Raw genomic sequence first — 25,634 nt, forward strand, 5'->3', positions numbered from 1 at the left:
GTTCAGACGCGGAAGGCGAGCGTGCCGACCATGCGGCCGTTCGCTGCCCACGTGCCGGGGGTCGTGGTCGTGAACGCGGTCAGCGCGGCGGGGGTGCCGGTGTGGAACCGCAGCGACACCGGGTTGGTCGGTGTCGTCGACAGCAGCGCCGGGGTGATCGGGTGCGCGGTGCCGTTGTAGACGGGTCGCGCGATGCCGTGCCCCGTGACGTACCCGTGGGCCGGGGTGAACCCGGCCGGGAGGGTGATCGTGACGTCCCCCGCGATGTTCGGCGACGTGCCGAGCGTGATGTCGAAGTCCACGACGACGGTGTCGTCGCCGAGGACCGCGTACTGCGTGTCCACCACAGCCCCGGTGCCGAGCGACCCGCCGCCCCCGACCGCCACGGTCGCCGTGTAGGGCACGAAGGTGCCCCGGCTGCCGAGGGTCGTGAGCTGGGACCAGAGGTCCTCGAACCACTTCTTGAAGCCGTTGCCCGCGCCGCCTGCCGGCGTGCCGGGGACGAGCAGGGATGTCCCTGTGGGGGCAGGCATCAGAGGCCTCCGATCGTGAGGAGCCAGGTGTCCAGGTCGTCGAACGTCGTCAGGCCCTTGGACCCGAGGAACGTGTCGAACTGGTCGAACGTCGTGACGCCGAGGGCGACGAGCGCGCGGTCGAGGTCGTTGAACATCGGGGCGAGGACGACGAGGCGCAGCCTCTGCGACAGGTCCCCCGCTTCGGCGGACAGCGACGTGCCGGCGACGAGGACCTTCGCTCCTATGCCGGTGAAGGTCGGGTCGACGAGCTTGCGGACGTCGCCGAGGCGGATTCCCATGTCGACCTGTGTTGCCTCGACCTGCTCGAGCACGGCCATCGGGGCGGAGGTCATGGCCTGCAGCCAGGACAGCGCCTCGGCGGCGAAGTCGGCGTCCTGCACCCAGGGGCCCAAGTCCACGGTCAGCGGGTTGCGGGCGGCGGTCGCCTCGGCGCCGGCGGCGATCGTGACCGGCTCGCCGGGCCGGGCGAGCGCGTTGCCGCGCAGGATCAGCGTGGGCGACCCGCTCGAGTCGACCGTCCAGAGCGTCGAGGAGGTGGTGTTCCGGATCGTCAGGACGACCCTCGACGCGGACGTCTGCACGGCCGTGACCCGCAGCGCGGAGTCGTTCGGGCGCGTCCCCCCGCCGTTCGCAGACGTCGCCGCGGCCCACCGCGAGTACGTGCCCGCCGGGGCCAGGCCCAAGTTGTCGGACCAGATCGGGAAGAACGGCGCGAGCAGCGACGCGACCGCGTTGTCGAGGTCGACGACCTTCTGGACCGTCCGGCCCGGCCCGACCTTGATCGGCTCGTCGGCCTCCCAGATCGTCACGGAGTAGTCCTCGGCGAGCGTCAGGTTCGCGGGCCGGTACGACACCTCGACGCGGTCCGCGACGTCGTCCATCGACAGCGACCACGGCAGGTCCGTCACCCCGTCCGCCGTGATCATGCCCTGCGACACCCCCGCGCCGCGCATCACGTCCCGCGGGCGGTAGACCAGGTTGCCGAGCTCATCGATCCAGACCGCGCCCATCGTCGCCGCGGCGACCTCCTGGGCGAGGTCCCAGGCGCCGCGCGAGCCGACCCCCACGACCGCGTCGAGAGTCGACCCCGACGCCGCGATCGTCGCCGTCGGAGGCGTCCACAGCGCGGCGTCATCGGCGCGCGCGATCTGCACGCCCGCGACGTTCATGAACCAGTCGAGACGTGTGATCGGCGCGGGGAGACTCGGGTGCGTGAGCGTCACCGTCCCGGCGAACGCGACACCCGGGCGGTCGCGTCCGGAGAAGCGGGTCTGCGTCGCGGACAGCCGTTCGATCTTGAACTGGAAGCGCTCGGGGTAGTCCGGCTTGTCGAACGGCAGACTCCAGGCACCCGACCCCAAGGTCTCGACGCCCCCGACGACCACCTTGCACTCGAACGACGACGCGGGAGCGACCATGACGTAGGTCGTTCCTGCGTCGTCAGGATGCAGCTGGATGAGACCGCTGCCCGCAGCCTTGCTCGTGAACGTCACGTAGACCGTCTCGCCCACGGCCCAAGGCTCGGTCAGGAGGTAGTCGCCGGGAGCCTGGTAGGCGAAGATCCGACCCCGCGGGTCCGTCTCCCAGAAGAGGTTGGGGTTGACACTCGGGACCGCGGTCCCGACCTCCGCGTCGAAGTTCCCGCACAGCGGAGCCGCGAGGATCGCCGAGGCAACGGGTGGCGGCACGGCGTGCCGGCCGCCCGCCTTCGCCGCGAGGTAGATCAGCCACGCGGCGTCGACTGACGTCGCGTTGATGCCGCCCGACGTCCCGATCAGAAGCGTCGGCGGGATCGTGAGCTCGCCGCGCATCGCCCGCACGTCGTCCGTGATCGTCAGCGACCGCTCGGCCGACAGCGCGGTCGGCGTGGCGACGTCCGTCACGACCATGCGCGCGACCGGCTTCGGCGAGAACTGGAAGGCCGTCCCCGTGTCACCGTCGGCGTCGATCGCCACCGTTCCCCCGGGCAGGAACCGGGACGCCCGCCACGGTGTGCGCACCGCCGTGTCCTCGAGCGAGATCTCCCCCGACCCGACCGATGCGCCGGTCACAGCGCGCACCTGCCCGGGCAGACCGCTGCCCGTCAGGTCACGGTCGACCGACCACGACAGCGCGACCGCGGCCTCTGCGCCGGCGCCGACGTCGACCGTGACAGCGTGCTGCGGGATCGAGACCGGGCGCGGCGTCGTCATGCAACCACCCCGGACACGCCGACCTCACGAAGCACGACCGACCGGTCCGAGCGACCGTGCCCCGACTCGAGGAGCAGCTGCAGCGTCCGCTGCGGGTCCAGGACCTGCACACGACACGGCATGCCCTGCCCCGGCTGCCACGTCGTCGCGGCGTCCGCGAACGTCGAACCCGAGACGGCCTGCACCAGGCGCAGGTTGCGCACCGTGCTCGCCGTGATCGTCACCGCGAGCACGACCGACGACGCCGGCGTGAGGACCACCGACCACCACCGCGAGCCAGACCCGGAGGGTGCGACGACGTTCACCGCCGCCGCCGTGCCGAGCTTCGTGGTGCCCAGCACGGTCCCGGACGCCGACGTCGTCACGCCCGAGAGCCGGTACTGCACCCCCGCGCGGACCGGCACCTGGACGACCTGCCCCGCAGGCACGTTCGGCATCGCCGGCAGGCCCGTCGTGGCGTCCATCGACCCCTGCCACGAGCTCGCCGAGCGAGGCGCCGTGAACTCCGGCGGCAACATGTTCTCGCGCGCGAGCGACTCGTCGAGGAACCATACGTCACCGTCGATCCGGCCCTGCGCTGCCATGTGCAGCAGCGCGATCGTCGAGTCCGGTGCCCCCCACGGCGCGAGGGAGAGCTCCCACTGCCGCGCGGCACGCGGTGCCTGCCGGATGAACTGGGCGCCCGACAGCGCCATGCGCGACGACGTCGGACGCTCGGTCGTCGTCGCGACGCCCGCCTGCACCCCATCCAGCTCGACCATCGCGGCGTACGGCCCCAGCCACAGACCCGACTTCACTTCGCCCCCAACTTGTCCGCGGCCGTCTTGCCGGCCTGGTGGAGACGCGCCTGCTCGCGCTGGGTGAGCGCGAGGATCGCCTTGGGCGGGTTCGCGAGCAGCGCCGCCGCCTGGTACTCGCCGATCTTCTTCAGCTGCCACTCCGGCAGCTTCACGACCGTCGCCGACGCGGACGCGCTCGACGACGCGCCCGCGGTCGACGGCATCGCCTTCGGCGTCGACGAGCGCACCGCCGACGACCGCGACGAGCCACCGCCGGCGTCCAGGCCCAGCGCGCGGCGGATCGCGTTCGCGTTCAGCTTCGCGATCCGCTCGATCTCCTTCGCGATCGCGTCCCGCTTCTTCTCCAGTCCCTCGAGCACGCCCTCCGCAGCGGACAGACCACCGTCGTAGAACCCGCGGGTCACGATCTCGCCCGCACGGTCGGAGAAGCGCTGGATGTCCTTGAACGACTGCCGCAGCTGGCGCGACTCGCTGGCGTTCATCGACAGGATCGCGTCGGCCGCGACCGTGCCGTCCTCGACGCCCAGGCTCACCAGCTCCTGCAGGATCACGCCGGACGTGGGCCCGAGCTTCTTCTGCACCGCGTCGAGCTTCTTCCCGAACGCCTTGAGCTTGTTCGCGTACCCGCGAGCGCCGGCCAGGATCGACGACTTCGTGACGGGCTTGTCGTAGCCCCAGGCGTCCTTCTGCCCGAAGACGCTCGACAGTGAGAACCCGCCCCGCAGCGAGGACGACGCGGACGCCTTGATCGACGACAGCTCGGACACCCGGTCCCGTGCGTCGGCGAGCTTGCCCTCGAGCTTGTCGGCCTGCCCGTACAGCCGCTTGAACGCCGACTCCGCGCCCGCGGCCTGCTTCGCGAGGAAGTCGCGCTGCCCCTTGGAGAAGTCGCCGCTCTGCGCCATGCCCCGCAGCTGGTCGACGAGCCCGTACGCGCCCGAGAGGGACGACGTCGCGCCGGACACGAGCGTGCCCCGGCGGGACGCGAGGATCGTCTCAGAGCGCATCTGGCGGAGGCGCTCGAGCTTGTCCTGCGCGGCCTCGTAGCGGTCGCGTGCCTTCTCAGCGGCATCCTCGTCGGACTGCCTCCTCGAGCGGCGCGCACGGGCCATCGCCGCGTCATACGCACGGCGTGCGGCGTCGCGCTCGTTCGCGGCCGCGCCAACCGCGCCGCCAGCCGCGAACCGCGCCAGGCCTGCGCGGACGGCCGCCCGCATCCGGTACATCGCCTCGTGACCGCCGGCCTTCGCGACCTCGTCTGCGGTCCACATGTGCTCACCGTTCGACGCGGCGATCAGCATCGAGTCGGACGTTCCGCTGCCCGGGCCTGAGATCGCGCCGCCACCCGCGAAGCCGCGAACCGTCGTGCCCGGGACCCGGAACGCCTCGCCGACGCGCGCGTCGACGTAGACGCTGATCCGGCGGCCGTTGTTCAATTCGATGAAGCGGTCGATCTCGTCCCGGGCACCCGCCGTCTCCATGTGCGCCTGGATCGTCCACTCCTGCGGGATCAGGCCAACCGCGTCCGCGAGCGCCTTCGCCTCCTCGCTGCCCATGCCAGCGCTCTCGGCGAAGTCGATGTAGGCCTGGCGCGTGCGCTCGATCTCCGCCTGCAGGTCACCCTGGGTGGCGCCCGACTCGCGCATGGACTCGGCGACATCCATGCCCGACCTTGCGATCTCGTCGAGCGCCTCCTGGTTCGCGCGGCCCTTCTCGGTTGTGATGTCGAGGGTCGCGCCGTTCTCCTTGAGCGCCGCCGCGGCGTCGTCGATTGCCGCCTCGTAGTTCCGCTGGGCGTCGCGCAGCGACAGTGCGATCCCGGCCGCTTCACGCTGGGCGTCGATGACCTCCTTCAGCGCGTCGGTGTACGACTCCGCACTGCCGGTGCCGTCCTCGAGCGCGGCGGCGTAGTCATCGAGCGCGGACGTCGACTCGACGGTCTTCGCCGCAGCCTCCTCGGAGGCGATCCCGGCCTGACGGTCCGCTTCGGCCTTCTGCGCGGCCTTCTTCTCCGCGTCGGTGAGCGAGTCGGCCTGTGCGTTGAGGGCACCCTTGAAGAGGTTCGCTTCCTCGGTGGCCTCGCGCTGCTTGATCTCGGAGAACGAGTTGCGGTACTGGTCGAGTGCGCTCGTGACCTTGTCGACGGCGTCCGCGTTGCCGAGGATGTACCCCCGCAGGTCCTCGACCGCGAGGCCGTACTTCTCGGCGTCGTCGATGAGGCTGGTGGCGTCCTGCCCGAACATGCGGTCGAGCCAGTCGCGCCGGTCGGCGGACAGTGCGTCGTTGATCTTGCTGATCGTCGCGTCGGTGCGGTTCCCGAACTCGTCGAGGGTCGCGGCGTACTCCTCGGTGCGCGCCTTCGCGTCCGCCTGGGCTGACGCCCAGGCGGTGACGGCGACGGTCGCGATGCCGAGGGCGGCACCAACGCCGGCGACGGCGATGCTCGCCGTCTTCGCGCTGACGTTGAGCGCCTTGAGTGAGGCCTTGACATCACTGACGCCCACGACGAGCTTGCCGAGCCCCGCGACGCCGAGCGCAACGAGTCCGCCGCCGCCGATGATCGCGGTCGTCGCGGACTGCACACCGGAGGGCAGGTCGGAGAACGCGTTCACGACGTCCGTCGCGCCCTGCACGAGCCCGCGGAGCGGGCCGTTCGCGCCCTCGCCCATCTTGATGAGCGCGGTCTCGAAGGCGCCGGACAGCCCTTCGAGGTCGCCCTTGAGGTTGTCGAGCTTCGTCGCTGCGACCTCGGCTGCGTAGCCCTGGTCGTCGACGGCGTCGATCCACCCCTGAACGCCCGCGGCGCCCTCGGAGTAGAGCACCGAGGCGGCGCGCACGGCGTCCGAGCCGAACATCACACTCAGGGCAGCGTTGCGTGCCTCGGGCGTGAGGTCGCGCATCTTGGTCTGCAGCTGGCCCGCGAAGTCGGCGAGGCCGACGAAGTTCCCTTGCGCGTCGTACGCCGAGACGCCGAGGCGGTCGAACGTCGCCTGCGCCTCGGCTGACTGCGGCGTCAGGCGCTGCAGCATCGTCTTGAGCGACGTGCCAGCGTCCGACCCCAGCAGACCCGCCTGGGCGAACACCGCGAGCGCGCCGGTCGTCTCCTCGATCGACAGGCCAGTCTGCGCGGCGACGAGGCCGCCCTGCTTGAGCGCCTGGCCGAGGTCGGAGACGTCGCCCATCGCCTTGCCCGCGCCGGCCGCGAGCAGGTCGGCGACGTGCGAGGCCTGGTTGCCTCCGAGCTTGAACTGCTGCAGCGCGACCGAGGTGTAGCCGGCGGCGTCGGCGAGGTCGAGCGTTCCGGCCGACGCCAGGCTGAGCGCTCCGTCAAGACCGCCACCCAGGATGTCCGCGGCCGAGAGGCCGGCTTTCGAGAGCTCCTCGATCGCCGCAGCCGCCTCGGTGGCGGAGTAGACCGTGCGTGCGCCGGCGTCGAGCGCGGCCGCGCGAAGCTGGTCGATCGACCCGGCAGCCTCGGCCGATGTTGACTCGACGGCCGAGATCGCCTGGTCGAAGTCGGCGAACCGCTTCACCGCGAGCACGGCCACACCGGTCAGGCTGGCTCCCAGGAGTGCCACCTTGTTCGACAGCGAGTCGATGTGCGCGGCGTTCTTCTCGATGCCCTTCGAGAGCTTCGAGCCGAACTCCGTCGCCGCCCCGGCCGCGGTCCGCAGCTTGCTCTGCAGGCCGGTGATGTTCGCGTCGATGACGAGCTTTACGGAGCGGTCAGCCACAAGTTCACCCCTTCCGGTCAGCGGGCTTGCGGGAGGATGCGGGCATGACCGATGAGCCGGTGACGCCGCGCGACGAGACGCCGAAGAAGGGCGGCTGGGGCTGCCTGTGGCTGGCCGTTCTCGTGATCGGCGTCCCGGCTGCGTGCACTGCGATCGCGTCGTCGAGCGGACAGGGCTCCTGGGAGCCGACCTCCCGGGAGGCGACCGCCGTCTGTGAGGACTGGGTCCGCGAGAAGCTCAAGGCACCCTCGTCTGCCGAGTTCTCGGGAGCCACTGCCTCCGGGTACGGAGCGGGTCCCTACACGGTGTCAGGCAAGGTCGACGCTCAGAACTCGTTCGGGGCGCTCATCCGGTCCTCGTGGACCTGCACCATCGAGTACCGCGCGTCCGATGAGAAGTGGCACGGATCCGCGTCGCTGCTCGACTAGTCCGCCACGCTCGCACCCCACAGGAGCGCGTCGTCGTGGGTGCCCGCTGTGCCGTACTGCTGGTGGCGGGCGGACTGCTCGCGGCGGATCGCCGTCGTCACGTGGCACCGGATCGGCGGCGGAACGGACACCTTGAACTCCGTCGCCGGGTCCTGGCAGATCGACTTCTCCATGCCGCACAGCGGGCACAGGTGCTGCTCGCGCCACGCCGCGAGTGCGAGCATCCACTGCTGCTCGACGTCGTCCCACTCGGGCTCGAGCGTTGATGCGACCATGCGGCCGTCCTCGTCGTACTCGTAGACCGTGCGGGGCTCCCAGCCCTTGAACCGCTTGTAGGAGATCCCGAGCGCCTCGGCGCGCTCGAGCTCCGCCCTCAGGACTGGGTCGCGAGCGATGCGGCCTGCGAGAAAGGGGCACCGGTCACCCCGCGGTTCAGCCGCAGGACCGTCAGTGCGAACTCGTTGTACTGCGCGTTCGAGATCTCGTCGGCGAGCGCCGGCCAGTCGTTCGGCGCGTCGAACGGGATCGGCTCGCCGTCGGACTTGCGCGCGAGGCCGACGATGCTGACGGGCAGGACCGCGTCGAAGAACGTCGACGTGTTCACGCCGAGGCTCTTGTCCTCGTCGTTGCCCTCGCTCGGTGGGTGCGCCTCCTCGAACTCCGCCCACCGCTTGTGCGGCAGCGCGCGGAGCGTGAAGACGACGGTCTGGGCGGCCATCTCGTGCTCGACCTCGCGCACCTTCTCGGCGAGGTCGCGCACGGCCTGCGAGGCCATCGTCCTCTGGTCGCGGCGCGCCTCGAGGAGCGCGCGCTCGAGCTGCTCGTGCTGCGCCTTCAGCGCGAGGTCGGTGCAGACCTCGACGGTCGTCTCGGCGCGGTTGATGGTGAGGCTCACGGTGGTGGGTCCTTCCGGTGGTCACGGTGGTGACGGTGGAGACCCCGGCGCCCGCCCCACCGTGTAGCGGGCGCCGGGGTGGTACGTCAGGCGCCGGCGACGACCGGGACCTCGACGTGCACGGGGCCCGTGACGAAGCAGGCCCACGTGGAGCGGATGACGCTGTTCGCCTCGGGCGGGACGTCCTGCTTGACGCCCGGCTGGAACGGGATGACGGTCACCTTCTGGGTGGCCGCAGCCGTCGTGTCGAACGCGATGCCGCGACGACGGACGAGGTACTGCGCCGCCCCTTCGACGAGGGTGTCGACCAGCTCGTTCGCGTCGTCCTCGTCGTCGGAGTTGGTGTTGTCGATGCCCGTGAGGTTCAGGCCGTACGTCTTGCGACCCGGCTTACCGAACGTCTCCGTCGAGCAGAGACGCTCGTCGGTGATCGTCGCCTGGTCCACCGTCAGCGCGAAGCCGTCCGGCGTCAGGTAGCAGGAGACGTCGACGACGCCGGCCGCGGTGAGCTCGGCGACCGTGGGCGCGGACGGGTCCGCGATCGCGGGGACGAGCCAGGTCGCGACGTTGCCGTCGGACGGGGTGCTGGGGATCTCGGCCATGTTCAGGACTCCTTCGGGGTGCTGGCCTCCACCGGCGCCTCGGACGAGGGCGCCGACTCACGCGAGGCCGGACGGCCCGCGAGCTTGATGTGGTGCTTGGGCGGCCGGGGGCGCGACGTCGGCGGGTACCGGTCGCTCTTGACGCGGTCGAAGGCACGTCCGATGCGCGGGTCGCCCTCGGGCACGTCGAACTCGTGCTTCGTGTCGCGGTCCTTGACGCGGACGAACACCGTCACGGGAGCCTCCTCGGGCGGGGTGGGGGGCCTGGTCGCCGGCGGGTGCCGGCGGCGGGTCAGAGAGCCGGTCGCGCGGACGCGGTGAGCTCGAACTCGAGGACCGCGTAGAAGGCGGCCGTGTTGGTCGCCGGGAACGTGACCTGCGGGTCCCGCTCGACCGGACGTGAGTTGACGTGACGCAGCGGGCTGCACGTCCAGCCCTCCGCGTCGACGCGCGTGCCCTCGAGCGCGCGGACCTTCTCGGCGAGCACCATGCAGGCGTGGGCGTTCGCGGCCGCCACGGTCACGCGCATCCGCGCACGGTGCGCCATGACAGAGCCCGCGAGCGCGCGATCGCTCGGCGTCGGGATGTCGAGGACGGCAACGGTCCACGGCAGCGGTGCCGAGGCCGGGGCCTCCCCCTCGTAGGTGCCGACCGGGAGGGGCGCGAGGAGCGCCTCACGGAGCGTCACAGGAGCTTCCCCAGCGCCTTTGCGAGCGACGCCACCAGGCGGGGCTCCTCGGCCGCGAGCGGGCCGTCCAGATCGAGGGTGCCGCCGCCGCGCGACGTGCCGAAGTAGGCGATGTTGCCGAGCGCGCCGCCTCGGCGCTTCTTGTCCGGTCCGATCTCCGCCTCGACGCCTCGGCGCGTGACCTCGGTGTCGTACGAGATCGACGACGTCATGCCCTTGAAGTGCGCGGAGGCCGCGGCGTCCGCCTGCAGGTCCCGCTTGATGTTCAGTGCGCCGCGCTGCACGACGGGGCGCACGAGGTCCGTGGTGGCGGCGGCCGCCTTCGTGAGGTCGACCGCGAGCACGCGCAGCTCGGTGGTGTCGACGAAGATGCCGTCGGGCATGGTGCTCACCCCCGGTTCACTGCGACGATGCGGTGCATGGCAACGGAGCCCTGCAAGGTGTGTGGAAGCTCGGACGTGCGCGAGGTTCGCGTGCAAGGCGAGAGGTCGATCACGGACGTCACCGCGCCCGTTCACATCGAGCGGAGGTGTGGCAACCCCGACTGCCCGACGAACACCGGCGACGCGTCGGCCCGCGACGTCGTCTAGGCCGGGAGCTCCTCGACGGCGAGGCGGTAGGCGGTCGCCTGCGACTTGTGGAGCAGCCCGACGACGCGGAAGTCGCGGTCGACGAGGTTCGGGTCGTCGACGGCCGTCGAGATCGTGACGACGTCGCCGATCACCGGCCTGTACGACCCGGACGGGATGTGCACGGCGTAGCGCTGGACCGTCACCGTCCCGGCCGCGCCGATCTCCGGCGCGCGCTCCTGCGGCTCGGTCGTCTGCACGCGGCACACGCCGTCGTACACGGGATCGGAGTACACCGGCGTGACGTTCCCGTCGTCGTCGACGTCGGTGTCGACGACCCGACGCACGATGCACGCGTCGTGCATCCGCGAGCGCGCCTGCTCGCGCAGGAGCGGGAGGGCGGTGGCGATCTCGTCGCCGAGGCTCACGGTCGACCCCAGCGAGTGAGTGGCGCGCCGTGCCAGCCCGGCTCGTACCGGATCGGCGAGGAGAACGCGGTGGGGACGTCGGGCGGGTCCAGGAGGGCCCACTCGTCGTCGGTGACGTACAGGCCGCCGGCGGAGGTCGCCTGGTCGCGGGTCTTCGTGACGGACCCGTCGTCGACGGCCACGGTCCAGGTGCGCAGGCCCTCGGGGTTGCGCAGGACGCGGACGACGGCGTTCGCCTCGACCATGACGGCGAGCTCGAGGAAGACCGGGTCGAGCGCGCGGTCATCGAGGTCGCGGATGCGGTTGCGGATCATCGCCTCGACGTCGCGGAGCAGCGCGTCGACCTGAGGTGCTTCGTCGTCGGCGATGGGGCGGCCGAGGCGCGTCTGCACGTCTTCGACACGAGCGAGCGTCACGGCCGCCCCACCTCCTTACTGCTGCTGCGTCGCGGCGGCGACCGCGGCGCGGATGTCGTCCTTCGGCGCGTCGTCGGCGACGTCGACGCCCTGCTCCTTCGCCCACGCCAACCACGCGTCGCGGCTCGAGCGGCCGTCGGGCGGCGTGCTGGCGGTGCCGGCGTCCTGCGCCTCGGGCTCCGGCCCGGCCGGCGTGTCGTCGGCGGGCGGGTCGGTGGGGGTCGTGGGCTCGGCGGGCTTCTGCTCGCCGCTCGCCTTCGACGTCTTCCCGTCCGCGAGCAGATGGTCGCCCACCTTCGCGCCCTTGGGGACGTCGTCGCCGGCGCGGAGCGCGACCGGCAGGTCGTTGACGTACACGAACGTGACGCCCTCGAGGTCGTCACGGATCTTCTTCCCGGCCATGTCCGGGCCTCCTTCGCGGTGGGACGGGCACGGGGGCGGTCGCGCGAGGTGACCGCCCCCGTCTCGTCAGCAGGTCAGGACAGGACGGTCGCCTTGAACGACAGGTCCGCGTTGGCGAGGACCGGCATGCCGATCGCGTCGCCGTGGACCTCGGCGATCATGGGCGGCGTCTCGTGGCGGTAGACGCCCGTGACGATGCCCGGCTGGTCGGCGAGCTCGATGCCCCAGTCCTCGGCCGTCGAACTGAGGGTCTGCCCCCAGAACGAGGCACCGAGCTGGGTGCCCTCCCATTCGTCCGGGTCGACCGGAGCCGGCAGGAGCAGGAGCTCGTTGTCCGGCAGGACCAGGCCCGACGCGGTGCGCCGCGTGTAGACCTCGATCGGCGGGAGGCCGGCACCCTCGACGATCGCGTTCACGTCCGCGGCGGTGGCCGGGCGCGAGCCGCCACCCACGAGCGACGTCTTGAACTCGTCGCCCTGGGCCATCACGCGCAGCACGCGGCGCGGCATCAGGATGACGCCCGGCGCGACGCCGTTCGTGGCCTCGTAGGTGTCGCACCACGTCTGCAGGTCCGTGAGGCGGGAGACGCTGGTCGCGGACGACCACAGCGCCGACGCCGTCACGGTGTGGCTGCCCGAGCGGCCGAACGAGTCCGCCGCGCCGATCTCGGGGATCGTCGCGACGCCGGTCCGCAGGACGACGCCGCGAAGGCGCTCCATGCGGTCCGCGATGGCCTGCGCGACCCGCCGGCCGGTACCGAGGATCTCGTTGAGGATCGTCTCGTCCGACGCGCCGCGCGTGCGCAGCTGGTCGTACTCCGACACCGGGATGATCTGCCCGATCGGGGGCAGTTCGAGGATGGTGCGCTTGCCCGACGGCTTCTTGCCGACGGTCGGCTCCGCGTCGTACGCGCGGAACTCCGCCTCGACGACGAGCCCCGCCTGGCCGGCGACGAACCGGACCTGGACGTCCGGGACGGTGCGGTTGGGCAGGTAGCGCGCGAGGCTGCCGCGGCGCGCCTCGATGTCGGCGAGCGACTCCCGCACGTACCCCGTGAGGGTCGCCGGGTCGATGAGGTCGGTCCAGAGTCCCATGTTCCGACTCCCCCTCTCAGATGAAGACGAACGTGGTGGCGGCGCGCTTCGCGGCCGCCGCGGGGGCGGTGAACGCGATGGGCAGCTTCGCCGTGCGGATGCGGCCGTGGTCGATCAGCGGGACCGCGAAGTCCGCCGTGCCCACGACCTTCTGGTCGGTGAGGACGAAGCCGGCGAGGATGCCCGCGCCGGTCGTCGTCCCCTCCGTCGCGTCGTAGGGGACGAGGACGCCCCCGACCTTCGCGACGGGCAGGCCCGCCGGGATGTACCCGTTCGGGTAGTGCGTGCCGGCGGTGAAGGTCGAGATGTCGAGGATCTCGGTGCGCGCGTCGTTGATGCCGTGCGTCGAGCCGAGCCAGGACAGGTCGCCGCCGCCGAACGTCTCGGTCGTGAGACGAGGCATGGTGATCCCTCCTCAGGGAGTCGTGGTCAGGACTTCTTGCTGGGGTGCTTCTCGAGCCAGAGCTGACGCCCCGCCGAGACCGACGCCCCCTTGTCGGCGTCACCGTTGCCACCGCCCTGCGACCGGTCCGGCTTCGGACCGGTCGGCGCCGCCGCCGGGATCAGCGACTTGAGCTCGTCGGCGTCGGCCTCGAGCTCCGCGCGCGTCGACCCCGTCAGGCGCCCCGCGAGCTTGAGGTCCAGGCCCTTGTCGGCCGCGACCTCGTACCGCAGCGCCCTCAGCTGAGCCGCGGCAGCGTCGCGCTGCGCGGCGGCCAGATCGGCCGCGGCCTTCTCCTCGGCGGACAGCTTCGAGTCCTCGATCTCCTTGCGGAGCTTCGCGAGCTCGGCCTCGGCGGCGGCCCGAGCCTCACGCTCGGCGACCAGCGCCTTCTTGCCGCCCTCGCCGAGGGGCTCGTCGCCCGCGGCGCTCTTGCTCTTATCGCCGCCGGCGTTGCCGCCGTCGTCGCCGTTCGGGTTCGCCGCACCGGGAGTCCCGCTCTCGTTGCTCTGCGGGCCCGTGATGAACCGCAGGCGCGCGAAGCGGCCGGGCGTGCCGTGGGTGTGGGTGATCGGCCACGCCGTCGCGGCGCGGGCGGTGCTTCGGTGCATGGTGACTGTCTCCGAATCGCTCGGGAGGGCCCGGCCCGCATCGCGCGGTCGGGAGTCTGTGTGGCGGTGTCAGCCGCGCAGGTAGCCGTTCGCGCGCAGCAGCCGCAGGTAGTCCTCTGGGCTCGTCGCGACGGCGCGGATCGTCTCAGGCATCAGGCGCGGACGGACCCGGCCGCGGCTGCGCTGCTGCCCCGACGGGTCGAGGTAGCGACGGGCGGTCCCCCGCCGCGTCGTCCCCTCGGTCGTGATCTGGACCCTGCGGCCGCCGATCTGCGCCGCGCGCATCCCGCGGCGAGCGTTCACGACCTGACCGATGTCTGCACCGTTGCGGATCGCCTCCGCGCCGGCCGCCGTGAACACCTCGTCCTGCTCCGCTCGGGACAGCGAGTCGAAGTACTCGGTGGCGTTCACCGTCAGGTCGTCGGCCACCGCCTCCGACGCGGGGATGTGTCGACAGTCGCACCGCGGGTGGCGGAGGAACGGTGTGCCCGAGCGGTACACGCGACCCGCCAGGATCGCGCAGCGCGAGCAGGACGGCGGGTTGAGCATTCGCACGTACCCGGTGATCTGCGGTCGCACGCCCATCGCGAGCGACTCCGACTGCCGGCCCGTGTCCGACAGGACGGTCATCGTCGCCATCGAGAGCCACTGCCCTGCCTGCCGCAGCGCCTCCGGCCACGCGAGTGCCGGCCCCGACGACGCGACGAGCTGCTTCGCGTGCGTGACTGCTCCGTACAGCAGCGACTCGAGCGGACGCCCGTCGCCGGCGCGCCCGACGAGCGGCCGCGGGTCGGCCGTCGCGACGGGTCGCGCCGCCGAGCTCGAGCCCAGGTCCGCCAGGACCGCCGGCACGTACTCCTGGGCGCCGGTCGCGAGCGACTGCTGAGCCGCCGTGACCGCCGCGAGGAGGTCGGGCTCGATCGCCGCGTACGAGACATCGAAGTCGTCCCGCATCCGGCGCCAGAGGCCGAGCGTCCGCGCGACCGTGCGCGTGATGACCACGCGCTGCTCGGCGGCGTAGACCTCAGCGACCGCCGGCAGCGTCTGCAGAGGCACCAGCGTTGTCCTTCGCGTCGAGCAGGCTCAGCGTCGGGTCCTGCTCCTGCGCACGGAAGTACTCCCGCTCGCGCGCCTTCCGGGCGTCGGACCAGCCCATCTCGTCCCACGCGCCCTCGCGCGACAGGACCGGCACACCGCCGGTCATCTTCGAGATCGCGTCGGCACGCTCGGCGTACGTCGGGGTCGCGGGGTCGAACCAGATCGTGCGGATCCTGTTCGCCTCGGGCCACTCACCCGTGCGGATGCGGGTCGAGAGGCCCTGTACCCAGCCCCAGCCGTCGCCCCAGTCCAGGGCCTTGCGCTCGGCGTTCTTGATCAGGCGCGACTCGTCCGCGCGGATCGCGCCCTCTGCAGCGGGGTTCGCGGCCGACGCGACGAAGTACCGCAGCGGAAGCCCCGAGACTGACGCCACGAGCTTGCCGTAGTGCTCGATCGTCCCGGTGAGGTTCGACAGCTCGGCGGCCGCGAACGTTCCGGCCTTCGCGTCCTTCTCCGCGTAGACCATGAGAGCCGTGTAGTAGGCCTCCCACGTCGGGAGCGGCTCGCCGGTCGTCGGGTCGACCATCTTCTTCGGGTCGACGCCGAAGATGTACCGCCCCGGCACCGCGTGCGCCTCCTGCGCGATCTGGAGGTTCGTCAGCGACCGCGCTGCGGCGTCCGTGAGCGGGATCGCGTCGGCCATCTCCGAGGTCCCCCACCAGTCGCCGGGGCGGCGACGGTTGAGGAACATCACGACGGGGGGCCGCCCGAGCTGGTGGTCGTCGCGGTCCTCGACCGTCCAGCCGTTCCTCGTGGCCTCGAGCCAGACCGTGGCGTCCGGGAGGTAGAGCGTCCGCCGCTGGCGGCCGTCCTCGTCCTTGTAGGCCCGCAGGTAGCCCAGCGCGCGCCGGGTCCGCGCGTCGACGAGCCCCGCCATCTGGCGGGTCGGCTCGACGGTGATCAGCGGGTGGTCGGGGTCGTCCTCGTTCGTGCCGACCGTGACGAACCCGCGCCCGTACTGTGCGGTCTCCTGGTGCAGCATCGGGGCGCCCGACTCGAGGTTGTTCGCCTCCCACTGCTCGCGCAGCTCCTCGGACGAGCCCTCCTGCCCCGCCTCGACGAACCCACGGACCTCGAGACGGTTCACGACCTCGTCGACGACGACGCGCGGCCAGTTCACGACGGTCTCGAACCGCCGCAGCTCGGGCGGCACCGCGATGCCGATCTGGTCGAGCCGCTGCGACCCCTCGTAGTACTTGCCCATGCGCGCGTCGTGCTTCGCGCGAGCCGTGAGCCGCTTCGCGAGCCGGGTCATCAGGGCCTGCTCGTCGTCGTCGAGCTTCACCGTCTGCAGGAGCTCGGCCACGGGCACCCCCTCACCGGAACATGTACATCGAGCTGTCGGACTCCCGTACCCGGCGCAGGTACCCGTCGAGTGCGGTCACCGTCGCCTGGATCCCGTCGATGCGGGTAGAGGACTTCTTCCTGTCGGGCTTCACCGGCCGGATGTTGTCCAGCCCGTCGTTCTTCACCTCGACGACCGACGCCATCCACCGCAGTACCGGGTTCCCGCCGTGTCGCAGCGCCCGCGCGCCGATCAGCCGCTCGAGCTCCTTCGACGCCGGCGACAGGCCCATGAAGGTCTGCGCCACCGGCGCGAGCTCGACGCCGCCCAGCTCCTCGTCAAGCTCCTGCACGAGCTGGCCCGCGAACATCCGGTCGTACGAGACGCGCTGCACGTCGAAGTGCCGGCAGTCGCCGATCACCGCGGCCTTGACCGCGGTGTAGTCGATGACGTCGCCCTCGGTCGCCGTCACGAAGCCCTGGTCGATCCAGCGGTCCAGCGGGACCATCAGCTTGCGCTGCAGGTCCTCGACGCGGTCGCCCGGCACCCAGAACCTCGCGAGAAGGTCGAGTTCGGCGCCCGGTCGGTTCGCCTCGACGAGCACGGTCCACGCCGTGAAGTCCGAGACCGCCGAGAGGTCGAGCCCGCCCCACGCCCGCCGACCGCGCAGGCCGGTGCGGTCGATCGCGCCGTCGAGCAGGTCCCAGCGGTCCAGGTCGATCCAGCGCGCCTGCTCGCGGCGCCGCAGGTTCAGCGTCAGCCGGCAGTACGTCGGGAAGTAGGACGGCGTCGTGCGCGCCTTCTCCGCTTCGCGGTGCAGGTACGCCCACGTCGGGGACTTCCCCGCTCCCGGGTTCGCCCTCGCGAGCGTCGCGTCCGCGAACGGGTCGTCGCCGTCCTCCGCTGCCCAGATGACGCCGTAGTGCCCGGGGTCCTTGACGATGCCGTTCGCGGCGTTCCGGGTGTACGTGTGCTTCTCGTCGTAGATCGTGCCGTCCTCGGCCTCGTCGGCCGTGGTGATGAACACGACGAGAGGCTGGTCACGCGCACCCGTGCCTGTCTCGATCGCCTCGACGAGCGCGCGGCGCAGGCGCAGCGTGTGCACCTCGTCGACCACCGCACCCGAGACGTTCAGGCCGTGCGCCGTCTCCGCGACGCGCGACAGCACCCGCAAGATCGAGCCCGTGCGCGGGACACGCACGACCTCCTTGAGGGGCTCCACGCGCTTGCGTGCCGCCGGCGAAGTCGCGAGCATCCGCTTCGCGTCGTCGAACACACGCGCCGCCTGCGTCGTCGAGCCGGCCGCGTTGTAGACCTCCGCGCCCGCCTCGCCATCCGCGAGGAGCAGTACGTTCGAGATCCCCGACGAGAGCGTCGACTTCCCGTTCTTGCGCGGGACCTCGATCCAGACCGACCGGATCACCCGCACGACCGCGTCGATCTCGGCGTCGTGGTAGACCCAGCCGAACACCGGGGCGATCACCCAGACGACCTGCCACGGGTCCAGGCCCTCGCCCAGCCGCAGCCGCACGCCGGCCCAGCGGCCCTTCGTGTGCTTGAACGCCGCGAGCGCGCGCAGGGCCTTCTGCACCCGCCGGACCTCGAACCAGGCGCCCGGGTGCTGGTCTGCCTGGCACGCCATCACGAGCGGCGCGTGCGCCAGAGCGTCGTCGATCTGCTCGTCCGTCAGCCCGAGCTCGAGCAGAGCGTCGCGCGGGACGGGCAGCCTAGGAGTCGAAGGGGTCGTCCTCGTCGTCGTCACCGGCGCCCCCTCGTCCACCCACGCGGGCCAGAGACGACGGCGTGAGGCCGAGCTCGGCTGCCAGCGACCGGAAGTGCGAGCGGTACTGGTTGAGGACCGTCGTCCACGGGTTCTTGACGCTTCCCCGCTCGGACTCGGTCACGACGCCCTGCATCGACAGCGCGCGCTCGCCCTGGTCGATCCGCGCGAGCGTGATGCAGAGCTCGACGAGCGAGTCCTGCTGCTCACCGGTGAGGCCGACCGAGCGGGACAGCGTCGGAGCGAGCCGGCGCCAGTGCGTGGCCGCGACCGCTCGTGCGCGCCGCTCGGACCGCCGAGGGCCGGGGAACACCTCGCTCCACTTCGGCTCGATCAGTGCGGACGGGGGCAGCTTCACCGCGTCACGGACAGGCCGGTGACCGGGGTTCCCCTCGCGCACGACCGCGAGCGAGGGCTTCGGCTTGCGTCCGACCGTCGCCACGGAGCCCACCTCCTCACGCATTGCCGCAGGTCAGCCCGCAGAAACCGTTCATTTCGCGGGGCGGGGAGTTTGCCTCCCCGGCGGTCCCGCGGTCTGCCCCCTCGGGGGTACCCCCCTGGGGGTCATGCCCGATTCGCGGCCGCCGCGCCGCGCCTGCCGCCCGCGCCGCGGTTGCAAGGCAGGCACTGCGGTCCGAGGTATCGACGGCGGTCCTCGTCGTGACCGAGGTCGAACGCCGACTCCGCGAGCTGGACGCCGCACGTCACGCAGAAGACCAACGTGCCCGACCGGATCCGATCCACGATCGCGGCGCGGCGGCGGTCGTGCTCACTGCCGTACCCGCGCTGCTGCCGCGTCCCTCGGCGCTGCTCGTACGCAACCGCGTGCGCCGGGCAGTACCTGACGCCCGCGGGGAGCATCGCCGGGCACGTCGACGAGCCCGTGCACCTGTGTCGAGGGGCGGTCGGCATGGAGCGGACCTCCTCACGAAGGGGGGCCGGCACCGTCGGGCCGCTCGACGGTTCGACCACGACGCTCGGAGCCCCACCCAGGTGATGACGCGTCGCCCGCCGACCCCAGCAGCGCGGCCCCGGGCTTGACCCGGCCGCGCACGGCCTGCACCCCGGGGCCGTGCGTGCCCCCGGGAAGCACGAAGGCCCGAACCAGCGGTCCGGGCCTCTCACGTGGGCATGACGAACCCACTGAGGCGCAGGCTAGCAGCGACGCGCCGCCTCCGCCAACAGGCAAGGCGCGGCGGCGCGTCGCTGCCGTCAGTCGCCCTTGACGTTCACGATCTGCCGGAGCGTGTGGCGGATCTCGACGAGGTCGCCCGCGTCGGCCATCACGCGGTCGATGTCCTTGTAGGCCGCCGGGATCTCGTCGATGAACGCGTCCGTGTCGCGGTACTCGATGCCGGCCATCGCCTCACGGAGCTGCTCGTGCGTGAAGGTCCGACGCGCGGCCGAGCGTGAGTACTCGCGTCCGGCGCCGTGAGGCGAGGAGTTCAGCGAGAGCCGATCGCCCTTGCCGACCACGACGTACGAGGCCGTGCCCATCGACCCCGGGATCAGCCCCGGCCGGCCCTCGTCTGCCTGGATCGCGCCCTTGCGCGAGACCCACACCTTCTTCCCGAAGTGATGCTCCTGCTCGGTGAAGTTGTGGTGGCAGTTGATGCGGTCGAGCTCGTCGACGTCCTCGCCCATGTGCTCGGCGATCGCTGCGATGACGCGGTCCATCATCTCCTCGCGGTTCAGCAGCGCGAACCGCTGCGCCCACCTCAGCTCGCGGATGTAGGTCCAGAACTCGTCCGTCCCCTCGACGAGGTACGCCAGGTCCGGGTCCGGCAGCGAGATCCACCAGCGACGGCACAGGTCGGCCGCCACCTTGATGTGGTGCTGAGCGATCTTGTTGCCCACGCCACGGGATCCGGAGTGCAGGAACAGCCAGACCGCACCGGTCTCGTCGACTGACACCTCGATGAAGTGGTTGCCGGACCCGAGCGTGCCCAGCTGCAGCTTCCAGTTGCTCGCGTACGTCGCGGGGTCGAACCCTGCTCGTCCAGCCTCGGCCTCGAGCTCCTGCCCCCGAGACGCCGCGGACTCGGTGAGCGCCGTGTTGTACACGCCTGCGGACAGCGGGACGCGGGCCTCGATCGACTCCCGTAGAGGTGCGAGCGCACCGCGGGCCCGCACCTCGTCCTCCGTCCACTGCGTCCGGACCGCGATCATGCCGCAGCCGATGTCGACCCCCACCGCCGCCGGGATGATCGCGCCGCGCGTCGGGATGACCGATCCGACGGTGGCACCCTTGCCGAGGTGCGCGTCCGGCATGAGGGCGAGGTGCGGGTAGATGAACGGCATGCTCGCCGTGCGAATCGCCTGGTCGGCGGTGTTGGGCTCGATGATCGACGCCCAGGAGATGAGCGTCCTGGACAGGTGCTGCCTGGTCATGGTGGAGGATCCTCTCAGCGGGTCGATGTGCTGGGCGTAGGAATTTCCGAGCGGTCCTCGCAGTCCGCGGCGAGCGAGGGGATCGCGTGGTGCGTCTGGCGGCAGGCGCAGTGCCAGGGGGTGCGGCCGTGGCCGGTGCGTGCGGGCTCGGTCACGGGAGGACGGCCTCGCTGATCGGGTCGCCGAGCATGATGCGGATGTGCTCGCCGAGCACGCCGATCGTCGTCGAGTCCCACGCCGCGCCGCAGCCCAGGCACACGGCGAGCAGCGGCTCGAGCCGGACCTGGAGCTTGCCGCGGACGTCGCAGTTCATGCACGGGACGTGCGGCTTGAGCGGTGCGGTGTCCCAGGTCGTGACGACCCGGGCCCGCGCCCAGAACCGGAGGACGTCGTGGTCGATGCATCGCAGGTCGTCGCGGTCGACCGTCGGCAGCCTGCGGATCAGGTCGACGGTGAGGTGCTCGACGTCGGCCGCCGGCTGGCGGTTCGTGATCGCGCCCACCCAGAAGCGCATGCCCTGGTCGATCGTCGTCCACGCGTCGAGCGCCTCGAGGTTCGCGGTCGGGCGGGACTCCGGTCCGCTCGACGACGCAGCGCCGGCCGTGGACCCCACGATCGCGTCGTGCAGCTGCTCGAGCAGCGGCGGGTGTTCGACGACGTGCGAGCGGGGCACGAGCCGCTGACCGTCGCCGGCCCGCAGCGCGTACCCGCACTCGACGCACGTCGGGATCCCACGGTGCTCGGGGGTGAGCCGGCGCATCGCGGCGGCGTAGGACGTCGACGGGGCGGGCGGCGGCACCGGGCACGGCCCGGCGTGCGCGCGGACCCACGACGGGACCGACGTCGTGCGCGGCTCGATCAGCTCGCGCAGACGGTCGGTGATGCGCTCGACGACGCGGCTCGACGCGGCGCGCTCGTCGGTGCGGTCCTGGGGTCGGGTGGTGGTCATCGGGCGTCGCTTCCGGTCTGGCACTTGCGGCAGGGCTCGGGAAGGTTGTGGGTCGGGCAGTGCGTCTCGTCGCCCATCGGGTCGCGGGGGCCGCGGTAGCCGTGCCACGGAGATCCGTAGCGGCCAGGCGCAGGGGGCGGCTCGGGTGCAGGCCCGGCGTCGAGGGTCTGCGCGGGGCGGGGCCGGTCCTGACGCCCACCACGGCCACGACGACGGCGACGGCCCGAGCGGGGCGGAGCGGGCGACCCTGACGCCGGACCTTCTCCCGGACCCTCACCCTGTCCCTGACCCTGACCCGGACGCGTACCCGCGGGCGTACCCGCACGCACGCCCGAGGAGACGATCGGGGGTTGCTTCGAGCTGTGCTCGGAGCTGTGCTTCGAGCTGTGCTCCCGGCCACCCGCGGGCTGCTCCTGGCGGCCCGTGTGCGACGCGGACGGCGCGGGCGAGGGCTCTGCGGCGAGCGGCGTGCTCGGCAAGCTCTCAGCGGCCGCGGCGGCCTCCTGGGCGGGCGTCAGGGCCCTGGGTGCGGCCCTGAGCGTCATGTCGGCGTCGCTGGGCGTGCGGCGGCCCTTGGTGCGGTTGCAGCCGCCGCACGCAACGACGAGGTTTCGCACACCGCGGGCCTTCGTCGGGTCGACGTGGTCCAGCGTCGGCTTCGCGTTCTCGTCCTTGCTCGAGCGGTCGTACCGCTTCACGCGGCGGCCGCAGTAGCGGCAGTCGGCCTGGTTCTTGAGCTTCGGGTCGAGCGGGTCCACGCAGTCGCGCAGCCACACCGCGTTCACGACGTCGGGGTTCTGGAGCTCGCCACGCTTCGCGCGGGTCTCCCGCACGACCGCCGCGCGGTCGTACTTCATGGCCCACCAGTCGTGGTACCGCCAGCACGGCTGCTCGATGCCCGAGACGGGGTCCACAGCCGGCACCGGTTCGCAGCGATCGCAGTCGTGACCCGGTGCGTGCCAGAGCCCAGCGTCCACCAGCAGGTGGGCGAGCTCGAGCGCAGCGGACCGGTCGAAGATCAGCGACATCAGCGACTGCAGCGACACCAGACCGTCGGTCCCGACGTCCTGCGATGTCGAGCCGGCGAGCGTCCACACGCCCAGCGCGGCAAGGCCGCGGTCGTCACCCGCGAGCATGCGACCCGTCAACGCGCGGACCTTGCGGTTCGCGTGCAGGTGGTCGTCGACCTGGAAGAAGGGCACCAGGAGTCCTCTCGGTTCAGTCAGAGCACCGGCACTCGCCGGTGAACGGGTTGATCACGCCGTTGCAGGACTCGCAGCGCTGCGGGTCCCGGCGGCTCTGGTCGTCGGTCATGAGGTTCACCTCCTCCGGTCCTCGAAGGGCTCGGCATAGGCGGGAGGGTCCGCGGTGAAGCCGATCTGCCGCGTGTCCGCGCGCTCGACCAACGCGTCGATCTGCACCTCGCGGTCGCCCGCGTCGTCAGCGGGACGAGCACGCTCGACTTCGAGGGTCAGCGACAGGCGGATCCTCATGACGGCGTTCCCAACAGCTCGGCGATGACGCGCTCCCCCAGCCAGTCCGACGGACGCCAGACCCCGGCGTCCGCGCCGGCGACCGTCAGCGCCTCGAGCCACTGGCGCTGCTCGGGGCGGACGCGGCCGCTCTCGGCCTTCAGCTCGCGGAACAGCACCAGCCCGCGCCGCGGGTGGACGAGCACGAGGTCCGGAAAGCCCGGCTGCGAGCGCCGGGAGTCGTGGGTGTGATACGCGAGCCAACCGGCGCTACGGGCGGCGGTGAGGATCTGGGCCTGCAGGGCGGCCTCGGTCATCTGGTCGGCGACGAGCGCGCGGTGCTGCAGCGGCGTCAGCGAGCGCGGGGCGGTCATGGTGCGTACCCGAGGATGGCGAGGACGCGGCGCGCCTGGTCGCGGACGTGGTCGCGGCGGCGGGTGACGAGCTCGGTGAGGGTGCCGTGCTCGCCGTGCTCGGGGCAGGGCGTGAAGTCGGTCTCCCAGGGGCTGGGGTCGATCGCCTGTGCGACGGCCTCCACCCGTCCCGCGCTCACGCTCGGGGCGGGCTGGGGCGAGCGGGCGGCGAGGGCATCGCGCTCAGCGGTGACCGCGGCCAGCGCCGCCCTCGTCTCCTCGTGCGCGCGCAGCTCCCGGTCGTACTCACTCCACCATGCGTCGGCCGACCCTCGCAGCCGCTCGACCAGCGCCTCCTCGTCGGACGGGGCGGGGGCGTCGGGGCGCGGGTGCAGGATCGCGAGAGGGAGTCGCAGCGACTCGACGCGACGCCCAAGCCCCTCCTCGTCGTCCTCGCGCCACGACCACGCCCACCAGCGGCCGTCCTCGTCCTCCGTGAGGATCCACACGCGGAAGCCCTCGCGGACGACGACCGGCTCGGCCATCTCGCCCGCGGCTGCTAGGAGCGCGTCCAGCTCGGCGGCTGTGGTGATCTGCTCAGCCACGGGACACCTCGCGCGCGATCCTCGGGGCGTGCTCGGTGAGCACCTCGACGAGCGCGTCCGCGAGACCGTACTCGCCCTCGGCCTGGGAGATGTGGTGACCGTGCTCGTCGAGGGTCCGCACCAGGGCGCGGACAGCCTCCTCGATCGGGGAGAGGTCGACCGTCGCGGGGGTGGAGTCGTGGTCGTCCGTGAGGCCGTTGTTCGCGAGGGTGTCGCGTCGGCCGAGCGCCTGGAGGAGCATGTCCCCGTCGATGTGGTCGATCTCGTCGTGGTTCAAGCCGAGGTGCTCGTTGAGCGCCGCGAGCTCGTCGAGCCGCGCGGCGGCCACGCGGCGCGCGCTGTCCAGTTCGCCCTCCGCGCGGGTCTCCCGCTCGCGCGCTGCGGTGAGCACGTTGACGGCCATCCAGCGCGCGGCGATCACGGCGCGGTCGATCGCGTTCGGGATGTGGTCGGTCATGGGTTCCTCCTGTTGCGGTGGTGTGCCTGCGCGGCGCGCACGGCCTGGTAGGTGGCGGTCGTCGAGCTGCGCTTGCCGGACGCGATCGCGCGGTCGTCGACGACCGTCGACGTGGGCAGCGGGTGCGACGTCGCGGCGATCGCACGCGCGGCGCGGAGGCGGTCGAGCTCGCACGGCACGCCCGGGACCCGGTTCGGGTCCGCGCGCGGCAGACCGCGGCGCGCCCACGGGGAGTGCGGGTCGCACCGCCAGCCCTCCGCGTACGGGTGCGCGTCCGTCGACGAGCACGCCGGCACCGTGCACCGGCGGCCCGTCGACGCACGCTCCGCGGAGGGTGCGACGACCGGCTCCTGCACCGCCGCGAGGAGCTGGTGCACCAGGTGCCACGTCTCCTCCGACGGGGACCGGTCCAGACCCGCGTCCCGCCACACCGTGCGACGCATCCCTCCACCGACCGCGATGCCCTCGACCGTCACACCGAGGCGGCGCATCGAGTCCGCGAGCGCGCGGGCCTTCCTCTCGCGGTTCTCGCGGGCAAGGGCGGTGTGCGCGTAGTCGACGGGGGTCACGAGGTCACCGCCTCGTCGAGGGTGCGCAGGTGCGACGGGTGGACGTCGGCGCCCCACACGTCGTCGCCGTCCCAGTGGACGTGCACGGCCGGGGTGCCCTTCGTCGCCGGGCAGTCGGACCTCACCGTGCCCCGGACCTCTCTGCCGCCGAACGTCATCGCGACACGGGTCCCGGGGATCAGCGAGCAGCCGCACTCCGCGCGAACGTCGGGCAGCGGCGCGCCCGAGACCGCGGCCATGAGCTCGTCGTCCGTCGCGTCGCCGAGGTCGCTGTCACACCCGTTGCACATGCGGTGCACCCGGAACCGCGTCGCGCCCGTCTCCGGGTCGCGCGTCGGCGGGGTCGAGGGGCGCGTCACGACGCACCGCCGTTCGCCAGACGGAGGCCGTTCGCCTGCAGTAGCGTCCAGCCGGTGCAGACCTTCGACTGGCGCTCCTGGGTCCTTGGGATCGTGAGCGCGCTGATCGTTGCCGGGGTGCTCGGGTTCGTCAGCTGGCTGCGTCGCCCCCGCGGACACCTACAGCCGTCCTTGGGCCGACTCCCCAACGGCGTCGTCCGCGTCACCGTGCGCTGGCTTGGTGCCGGAGAAGCGTGGGACGTCGTGCTGCTCCCCGAGGGGGGATCTGCGCTCAAGACCCCGGCGCTCCATGTCGGGCGGCTATCCGATGGGAACGGCGCCGCGTACATCGACCTGCCCCCAGGCGGCGCGACCGTCGTGTCCGCGCGCTGGCGCACGAAGTCGCTCGGCCGACGGGCGGCCGGCCTCGTCATCGACACGGAGACGCTGCGCACGCGGAAGCTCACGCACCGAGACATCCAGCGAGGCGCCTGACACCG

Annotated in this window: 31 protein-coding genes; 2 read left to right on the top strand and 29 right to left on the bottom strand. The window is 72.0% G+C overall.

Annotated features, from left to right (window positions below):
• Positions 1–2 precede the first annotated feature (2 nt).
• From F1D97_RS13460 to F1D97_RS13475, 4 genes are read right to left on the bottom strand one after another with little or no spacing between them, the layout of a single operon-like run.
• Positions 3–533, bottom strand: a complete 531-nt coding sequence (locus tag F1D97_RS13460) for a hypothetical protein (protein ID WP_236121022.1) — start codon at positions 531–533, stop codon at positions 3–5.
• Positions 533–2,728, bottom strand: coding sequence for a hypothetical protein (locus F1D97_RS13465; protein WP_236121023.1), 2,196 nt, complete (start codon positions 2,726–2,728; stop codon positions 533–535). The genes F1D97_RS13460 and F1D97_RS13465 overlap by 1 nt, the downstream gene beginning before the upstream one ends.
• Positions 2,725–3,525, bottom strand: a complete 801-nt coding sequence (locus F1D97_RS13470; RefSeq protein ID WP_236121024.1) for a hypothetical protein — start codon at positions 3,523–3,525, stop codon at positions 2,725–2,727. The genes F1D97_RS13465 and F1D97_RS13470 overlap by 4 nt, the downstream gene beginning before the upstream one ends.
• Complete coding sequence (locus tag F1D97_RS13475) at positions 3,522–7,262, bottom strand: phage tail tape measure protein (protein WP_236121025.1); 3,741 nt, start codon at positions 7,260–7,262, stop codon at positions 3,522–3,524. Before F1D97_RS13475 ends, F1D97_RS13470 begins: the two co-directional genes overlap by 4 nt.
• 44 nt (positions 7,263–7,306) lie before the next feature.
• Here F1D97_RS13475 and F1D97_RS13480 point away from each other — a divergent pair, with 44 nt between their 5' ends.
• Positions 7,307–7,690 (top strand): hypothetical protein, encoded by a 384-nt coding sequence (locus F1D97_RS13480; RefSeq protein ID WP_236121027.1) that lies wholly within the window; start codon positions 7,307–7,309, stop codon positions 7,688–7,690.
• Here the strand turns inward: F1D97_RS13480 and F1D97_RS13485 are convergent.
• The 25 genes from F1D97_RS13485 to F1D97_RS13605 all read right to left on the bottom strand — a co-directional run bounded on the left by F1D97_RS13485 (position 7,687) and on the right by F1D97_RS13605 (position 25,155).
• The gene (locus F1D97_RS13485) at positions 7,687–7,965 is read right to left on the bottom strand and encodes a hypothetical protein (protein ID WP_236121028.1); all 279 of its coding nucleotides are present in this window, start codon (positions 7,963–7,965) and stop codon (positions 7,687–7,689) included. The genes F1D97_RS13480 and F1D97_RS13485 overlap by 4 nt on opposite strands.
• Positions 7,966–8,063: 98 nt before the next feature.
• Positions 8,064–8,585, bottom strand: a complete 522-nt coding sequence (locus F1D97_RS13490; protein ID WP_236121030.1) for a hypothetical protein — start codon at positions 8,583–8,585, stop codon at positions 8,064–8,066.
• An 86-nt stretch (positions 8,586–8,671) separates the two neighbouring features.
• A complete protein-coding gene (locus F1D97_RS13495) occupies positions 8,672–9,187 on the bottom strand; it encodes a phage tail tube protein (protein ID WP_236121032.1) in 516 nt (171 codons plus the stop codon).
• Between the two features lie 2 nt (positions 9,188–9,189).
• Entirely contained in the window at positions 9,190–9,423 is a 234-nt protein-coding gene (locus F1D97_RS13500; RefSeq protein ID WP_236121034.1) for a hypothetical protein, read from the bottom strand.
• A 56-nt stretch (positions 9,424–9,479) separates the two neighbouring features.
• Positions 9,480–9,875, bottom strand: a complete 396-nt coding sequence (locus F1D97_RS13505; RefSeq protein ID WP_236121036.1) for a hypothetical protein — start codon at positions 9,873–9,875, stop codon at positions 9,480–9,482.
• Positions 9,872–10,258 carry a hypothetical protein gene (locus F1D97_RS13510; protein WP_236123607.1) on the bottom strand — a complete coding sequence of 129 codons (387 nt, stop codon included), beginning with the start codon at positions 10,256–10,258 and terminating at the stop codon, positions 9,872–9,874. The genes F1D97_RS13505 and F1D97_RS13510 overlap by 4 nt, the downstream gene beginning before the upstream one ends.
• A gap of 203 nt (positions 10,259–10,461) precedes the next feature.
• Positions 10,462–10,872, bottom strand: coding sequence for a DUF6093 family protein (locus F1D97_RS13515; RefSeq protein ID WP_236121038.1), 411 nt, complete (start codon positions 10,870–10,872; stop codon positions 10,462–10,464).
• The gene (locus tag F1D97_RS13520; protein WP_236121040.1) at positions 10,869–11,288 is read right to left on the bottom strand and encodes a Gp19/Gp15/Gp42 family protein; all 420 of its coding nucleotides are present in this window, start codon (positions 11,286–11,288) and stop codon (positions 10,869–10,871) included. Before F1D97_RS13520 ends, F1D97_RS13515 begins: the two co-directional genes overlap by 4 nt.
• A 15-nt stretch (positions 11,289–11,303) precedes the next feature.
• On the bottom strand, positions 11,304–11,690 hold the full coding sequence (locus F1D97_RS13525; RefSeq protein WP_236121041.1) for a hypothetical protein: 387 nt from the start codon (positions 11,688–11,690) through the stop codon (positions 11,304–11,306).
• A 74-nt stretch (positions 11,691–11,764) separates the two neighbouring features.
• Positions 11,765–12,784 carry a major capsid protein gene (locus F1D97_RS13530; RefSeq protein WP_236121042.1) on the bottom strand — a complete coding sequence of 340 codons (1,020 nt, stop codon included), beginning with the start codon at positions 12,782–12,784 and terminating at the stop codon, positions 11,765–11,767.
• Between the two features lie 16 nt (positions 12,785–12,800).
• A complete protein-coding gene (locus F1D97_RS13535) occupies positions 12,801–13,187 on the bottom strand; it encodes a head decoration protein (protein WP_236121043.1) in 387 nt (128 codons plus the stop codon).
• Positions 13,188–13,213: 26 nt separating this feature from the next.
• A complete protein-coding gene (locus tag F1D97_RS13540; RefSeq protein ID WP_236121044.1) occupies positions 13,214–13,837 on the bottom strand; it encodes a hypothetical protein in 624 nt (207 codons plus the stop codon).
• Between the two features lie 69 nt (positions 13,838–13,906).
• Complete coding sequence (locus F1D97_RS13545; RefSeq protein WP_236121045.1) at positions 13,907–14,893, bottom strand: hypothetical protein; 987 nt, start codon at positions 14,891–14,893, stop codon at positions 13,907–13,909.
• Positions 14,862–16,241, bottom strand: a complete 1,380-nt coding sequence (locus F1D97_RS13550) for a phage portal protein (protein WP_236121046.1) — start codon at positions 16,239–16,241, stop codon at positions 14,862–14,864. The genes F1D97_RS13545 and F1D97_RS13550 overlap by 32 nt, the downstream gene beginning before the upstream one ends.
• Before the next feature lie 10 nt (positions 16,242–16,251).
• Complete coding sequence (locus tag F1D97_RS13555; RefSeq protein ID WP_236121047.1) at positions 16,252–17,982, bottom strand: terminase large subunit; 1,731 nt, start codon at positions 17,980–17,982, stop codon at positions 16,252–16,254.
• Positions 17,948–18,442, bottom strand: coding sequence for a phage terminase small subunit P27 family (locus tag F1D97_RS13560; RefSeq protein ID WP_236121048.1), 495 nt, complete (start codon positions 18,440–18,442; stop codon positions 17,948–17,950). The genes F1D97_RS13555 and F1D97_RS13560 overlap by 35 nt, the downstream gene beginning before the upstream one ends.
• A gap of 770 nt (positions 18,443–19,212) precedes the next feature.
• The gene (locus F1D97_RS13565) at positions 19,213–20,391 is read right to left on the bottom strand and encodes an RtcB family protein (RefSeq protein ID WP_236121049.1); all 1,179 of its coding nucleotides are present in this window, start codon (positions 20,389–20,391) and stop codon (positions 19,213–19,215) included.
• A gap of 151 nt (positions 20,392–20,542) precedes the next feature.
• Entirely contained in the window at positions 20,543–21,340 is a 798-nt protein-coding gene (locus F1D97_RS13570; RefSeq protein ID WP_236121050.1) for a DUF7341 domain-containing protein, read from the bottom strand.
• Positions 21,337–22,542 carry an HNH endonuclease gene (locus tag F1D97_RS13575; RefSeq protein ID WP_236121051.1) on the bottom strand — a complete coding sequence of 402 codons (1,206 nt, stop codon included), beginning with the start codon at positions 22,540–22,542 and terminating at the stop codon, positions 21,337–21,339. The genes F1D97_RS13570 and F1D97_RS13575 overlap by 4 nt, the downstream gene beginning before the upstream one ends.
• 117 nt (positions 22,543–22,659) lie before the next feature.
• On the bottom strand, positions 22,660–22,833 hold the full coding sequence (locus tag F1D97_RS13580) for a hypothetical protein (protein ID WP_236121052.1): 174 nt from the start codon (positions 22,831–22,833) through the stop codon (positions 22,660–22,662).
• Positions 22,830–23,186 (bottom strand): VRR-NUC domain-containing protein, encoded by a 357-nt coding sequence (locus tag F1D97_RS13585; protein WP_236121053.1) that lies wholly within the window; start codon positions 23,184–23,186, stop codon positions 22,830–22,832. The genes F1D97_RS13580 and F1D97_RS13585 overlap by 4 nt, the downstream gene beginning before the upstream one ends.
• Positions 23,183–23,770, bottom strand: coding sequence for a hypothetical protein (locus tag F1D97_RS13590; protein WP_236121054.1), 588 nt, complete (start codon positions 23,768–23,770; stop codon positions 23,183–23,185). Before F1D97_RS13590 ends, F1D97_RS13585 begins: the two co-directional genes overlap by 4 nt.
• Positions 23,763–24,227, bottom strand: a complete 465-nt coding sequence (locus tag F1D97_RS13595) for a hypothetical protein (protein WP_236121055.1) — start codon at positions 24,225–24,227, stop codon at positions 23,763–23,765. The genes F1D97_RS13590 and F1D97_RS13595 overlap by 8 nt, the downstream gene beginning before the upstream one ends.
• Complete coding sequence (locus F1D97_RS13600) at positions 24,224–24,796, bottom strand: hypothetical protein (RefSeq protein ID WP_236121056.1); 573 nt, start codon at positions 24,794–24,796, stop codon at positions 24,224–24,226. Before F1D97_RS13600 ends, F1D97_RS13595 begins: the two co-directional genes overlap by 4 nt.
• Complete coding sequence (locus tag F1D97_RS13605; protein ID WP_236121057.1) at positions 24,793–25,155, bottom strand: hypothetical protein; 363 nt, start codon at positions 25,153–25,155, stop codon at positions 24,793–24,795. Before F1D97_RS13605 ends, F1D97_RS13600 begins: the two co-directional genes overlap by 4 nt.
• 54 nt (positions 25,156–25,209) lie before the next feature.
• Here F1D97_RS13605 and F1D97_RS13610 point away from each other — a divergent pair, with 54 nt between their 5' ends.
• Positions 25,210–25,629, top strand: coding sequence for a hypothetical protein (locus F1D97_RS13610; protein WP_236121058.1), 420 nt, complete (start codon positions 25,210–25,212; stop codon positions 25,627–25,629).
• The last annotated feature ends 5 nt before the right edge of the window (positions 25,630–25,634 follow it).

It is taken from the genome of Cellulomonas palmilytica (genome assembly GCF_021590045.1).
GTDB lineage: Bacteria > Actinomycetota > Actinomycetes > Actinomycetales > Cellulomonadaceae > Cellulomonas > Cellulomonas palmilytica.

Coding starts and splice junctions, on each gene's coding strand:
- F1D97_RS13580 (WP_236121052.1), bottom strand. CDS start 22,833: ATGAGGATCCGCCTGTCGCTGACCCTCGAAGTCGAGCGTGCTCGTCCC.
- F1D97_RS13460 (WP_236121022.1), bottom strand. CDS start 533: ATGCCTGCCCCCACAGGGACATCCCTGCTCGTCCCCGGCACGCCGGCA.
- F1D97_RS13540 (WP_236121044.1), bottom strand. CDS start 13,837: ATGCACCGAAGCACCGCCCGCGCCGCGACGGCGTGGCCGATCACCCAC.
- F1D97_RS13495 (WP_236121032.1), bottom strand. CDS start 9,187: ATGGCCGAGATCCCCAGCACCCCGTCCGACGGCAACGTCGCGACCTGG.
- F1D97_RS13510 (WP_236123607.1), bottom strand. CDS start 10,258: ATGCCCGACGGCATCTTCGTCGACACCACCGAGCTGCGCGTGCTCGCG.
- F1D97_RS13570 (WP_236121050.1), bottom strand. CDS start 21,340: ATGACCACCACCCGACCCCAGGACCGCACCGACGAGCGCGCCGCGTCG.
- F1D97_RS13480 (WP_236121027.1), top strand. CDS start 7,307: ATGACCGATGAGCCGGTGACGCCGCGCGACGAGACGCCGAAGAAGGGC.
- F1D97_RS13530 (WP_236121042.1), bottom strand. CDS start 12,784: ATGGGACTCTGGACCGACCTCATCGACCCGGCGACCCTCACGGGGTAC.
- F1D97_RS13485 (WP_236121028.1), bottom strand. CDS start 7,965: ATGGTCGCATCAACGCTCGAGCCCGAGTGGGACGACGTCGAGCAGCAG.
- F1D97_RS13595 (WP_236121055.1), bottom strand. CDS start 24,227: ATGACCGACCACATCCCGAACGCGATCGACCGCGCCGTGATCGCCGCG.
- F1D97_RS13565 (WP_236121049.1), bottom strand. CDS start 20,391: ATGACCAGGCAGCACCTGTCCAGGACGCTCATCTCCTGGGCGTCGATC.
- F1D97_RS13535 (WP_236121043.1), bottom strand. CDS start 13,187: ATGCCTCGTCTCACGACCGAGACGTTCGGCGGCGGCGACCTGTCCTGG.
- F1D97_RS13525 (WP_236121041.1), bottom strand. CDS start 11,690: ATGGCCGGGAAGAAGATCCGTGACGACCTCGAGGGCGTCACGTTCGTG.
- F1D97_RS13585 (WP_236121053.1), bottom strand. CDS start 23,186: ATGACCGCCCCGCGCTCGCTGACGCCGCTGCAGCACCGCGCGCTCGTC.
- F1D97_RS13465 (WP_236121023.1), bottom strand. CDS start 2,728: ATGACGACGCCGCGCCCGGTCTCGATCCCGCAGCACGCTGTCACGGTC.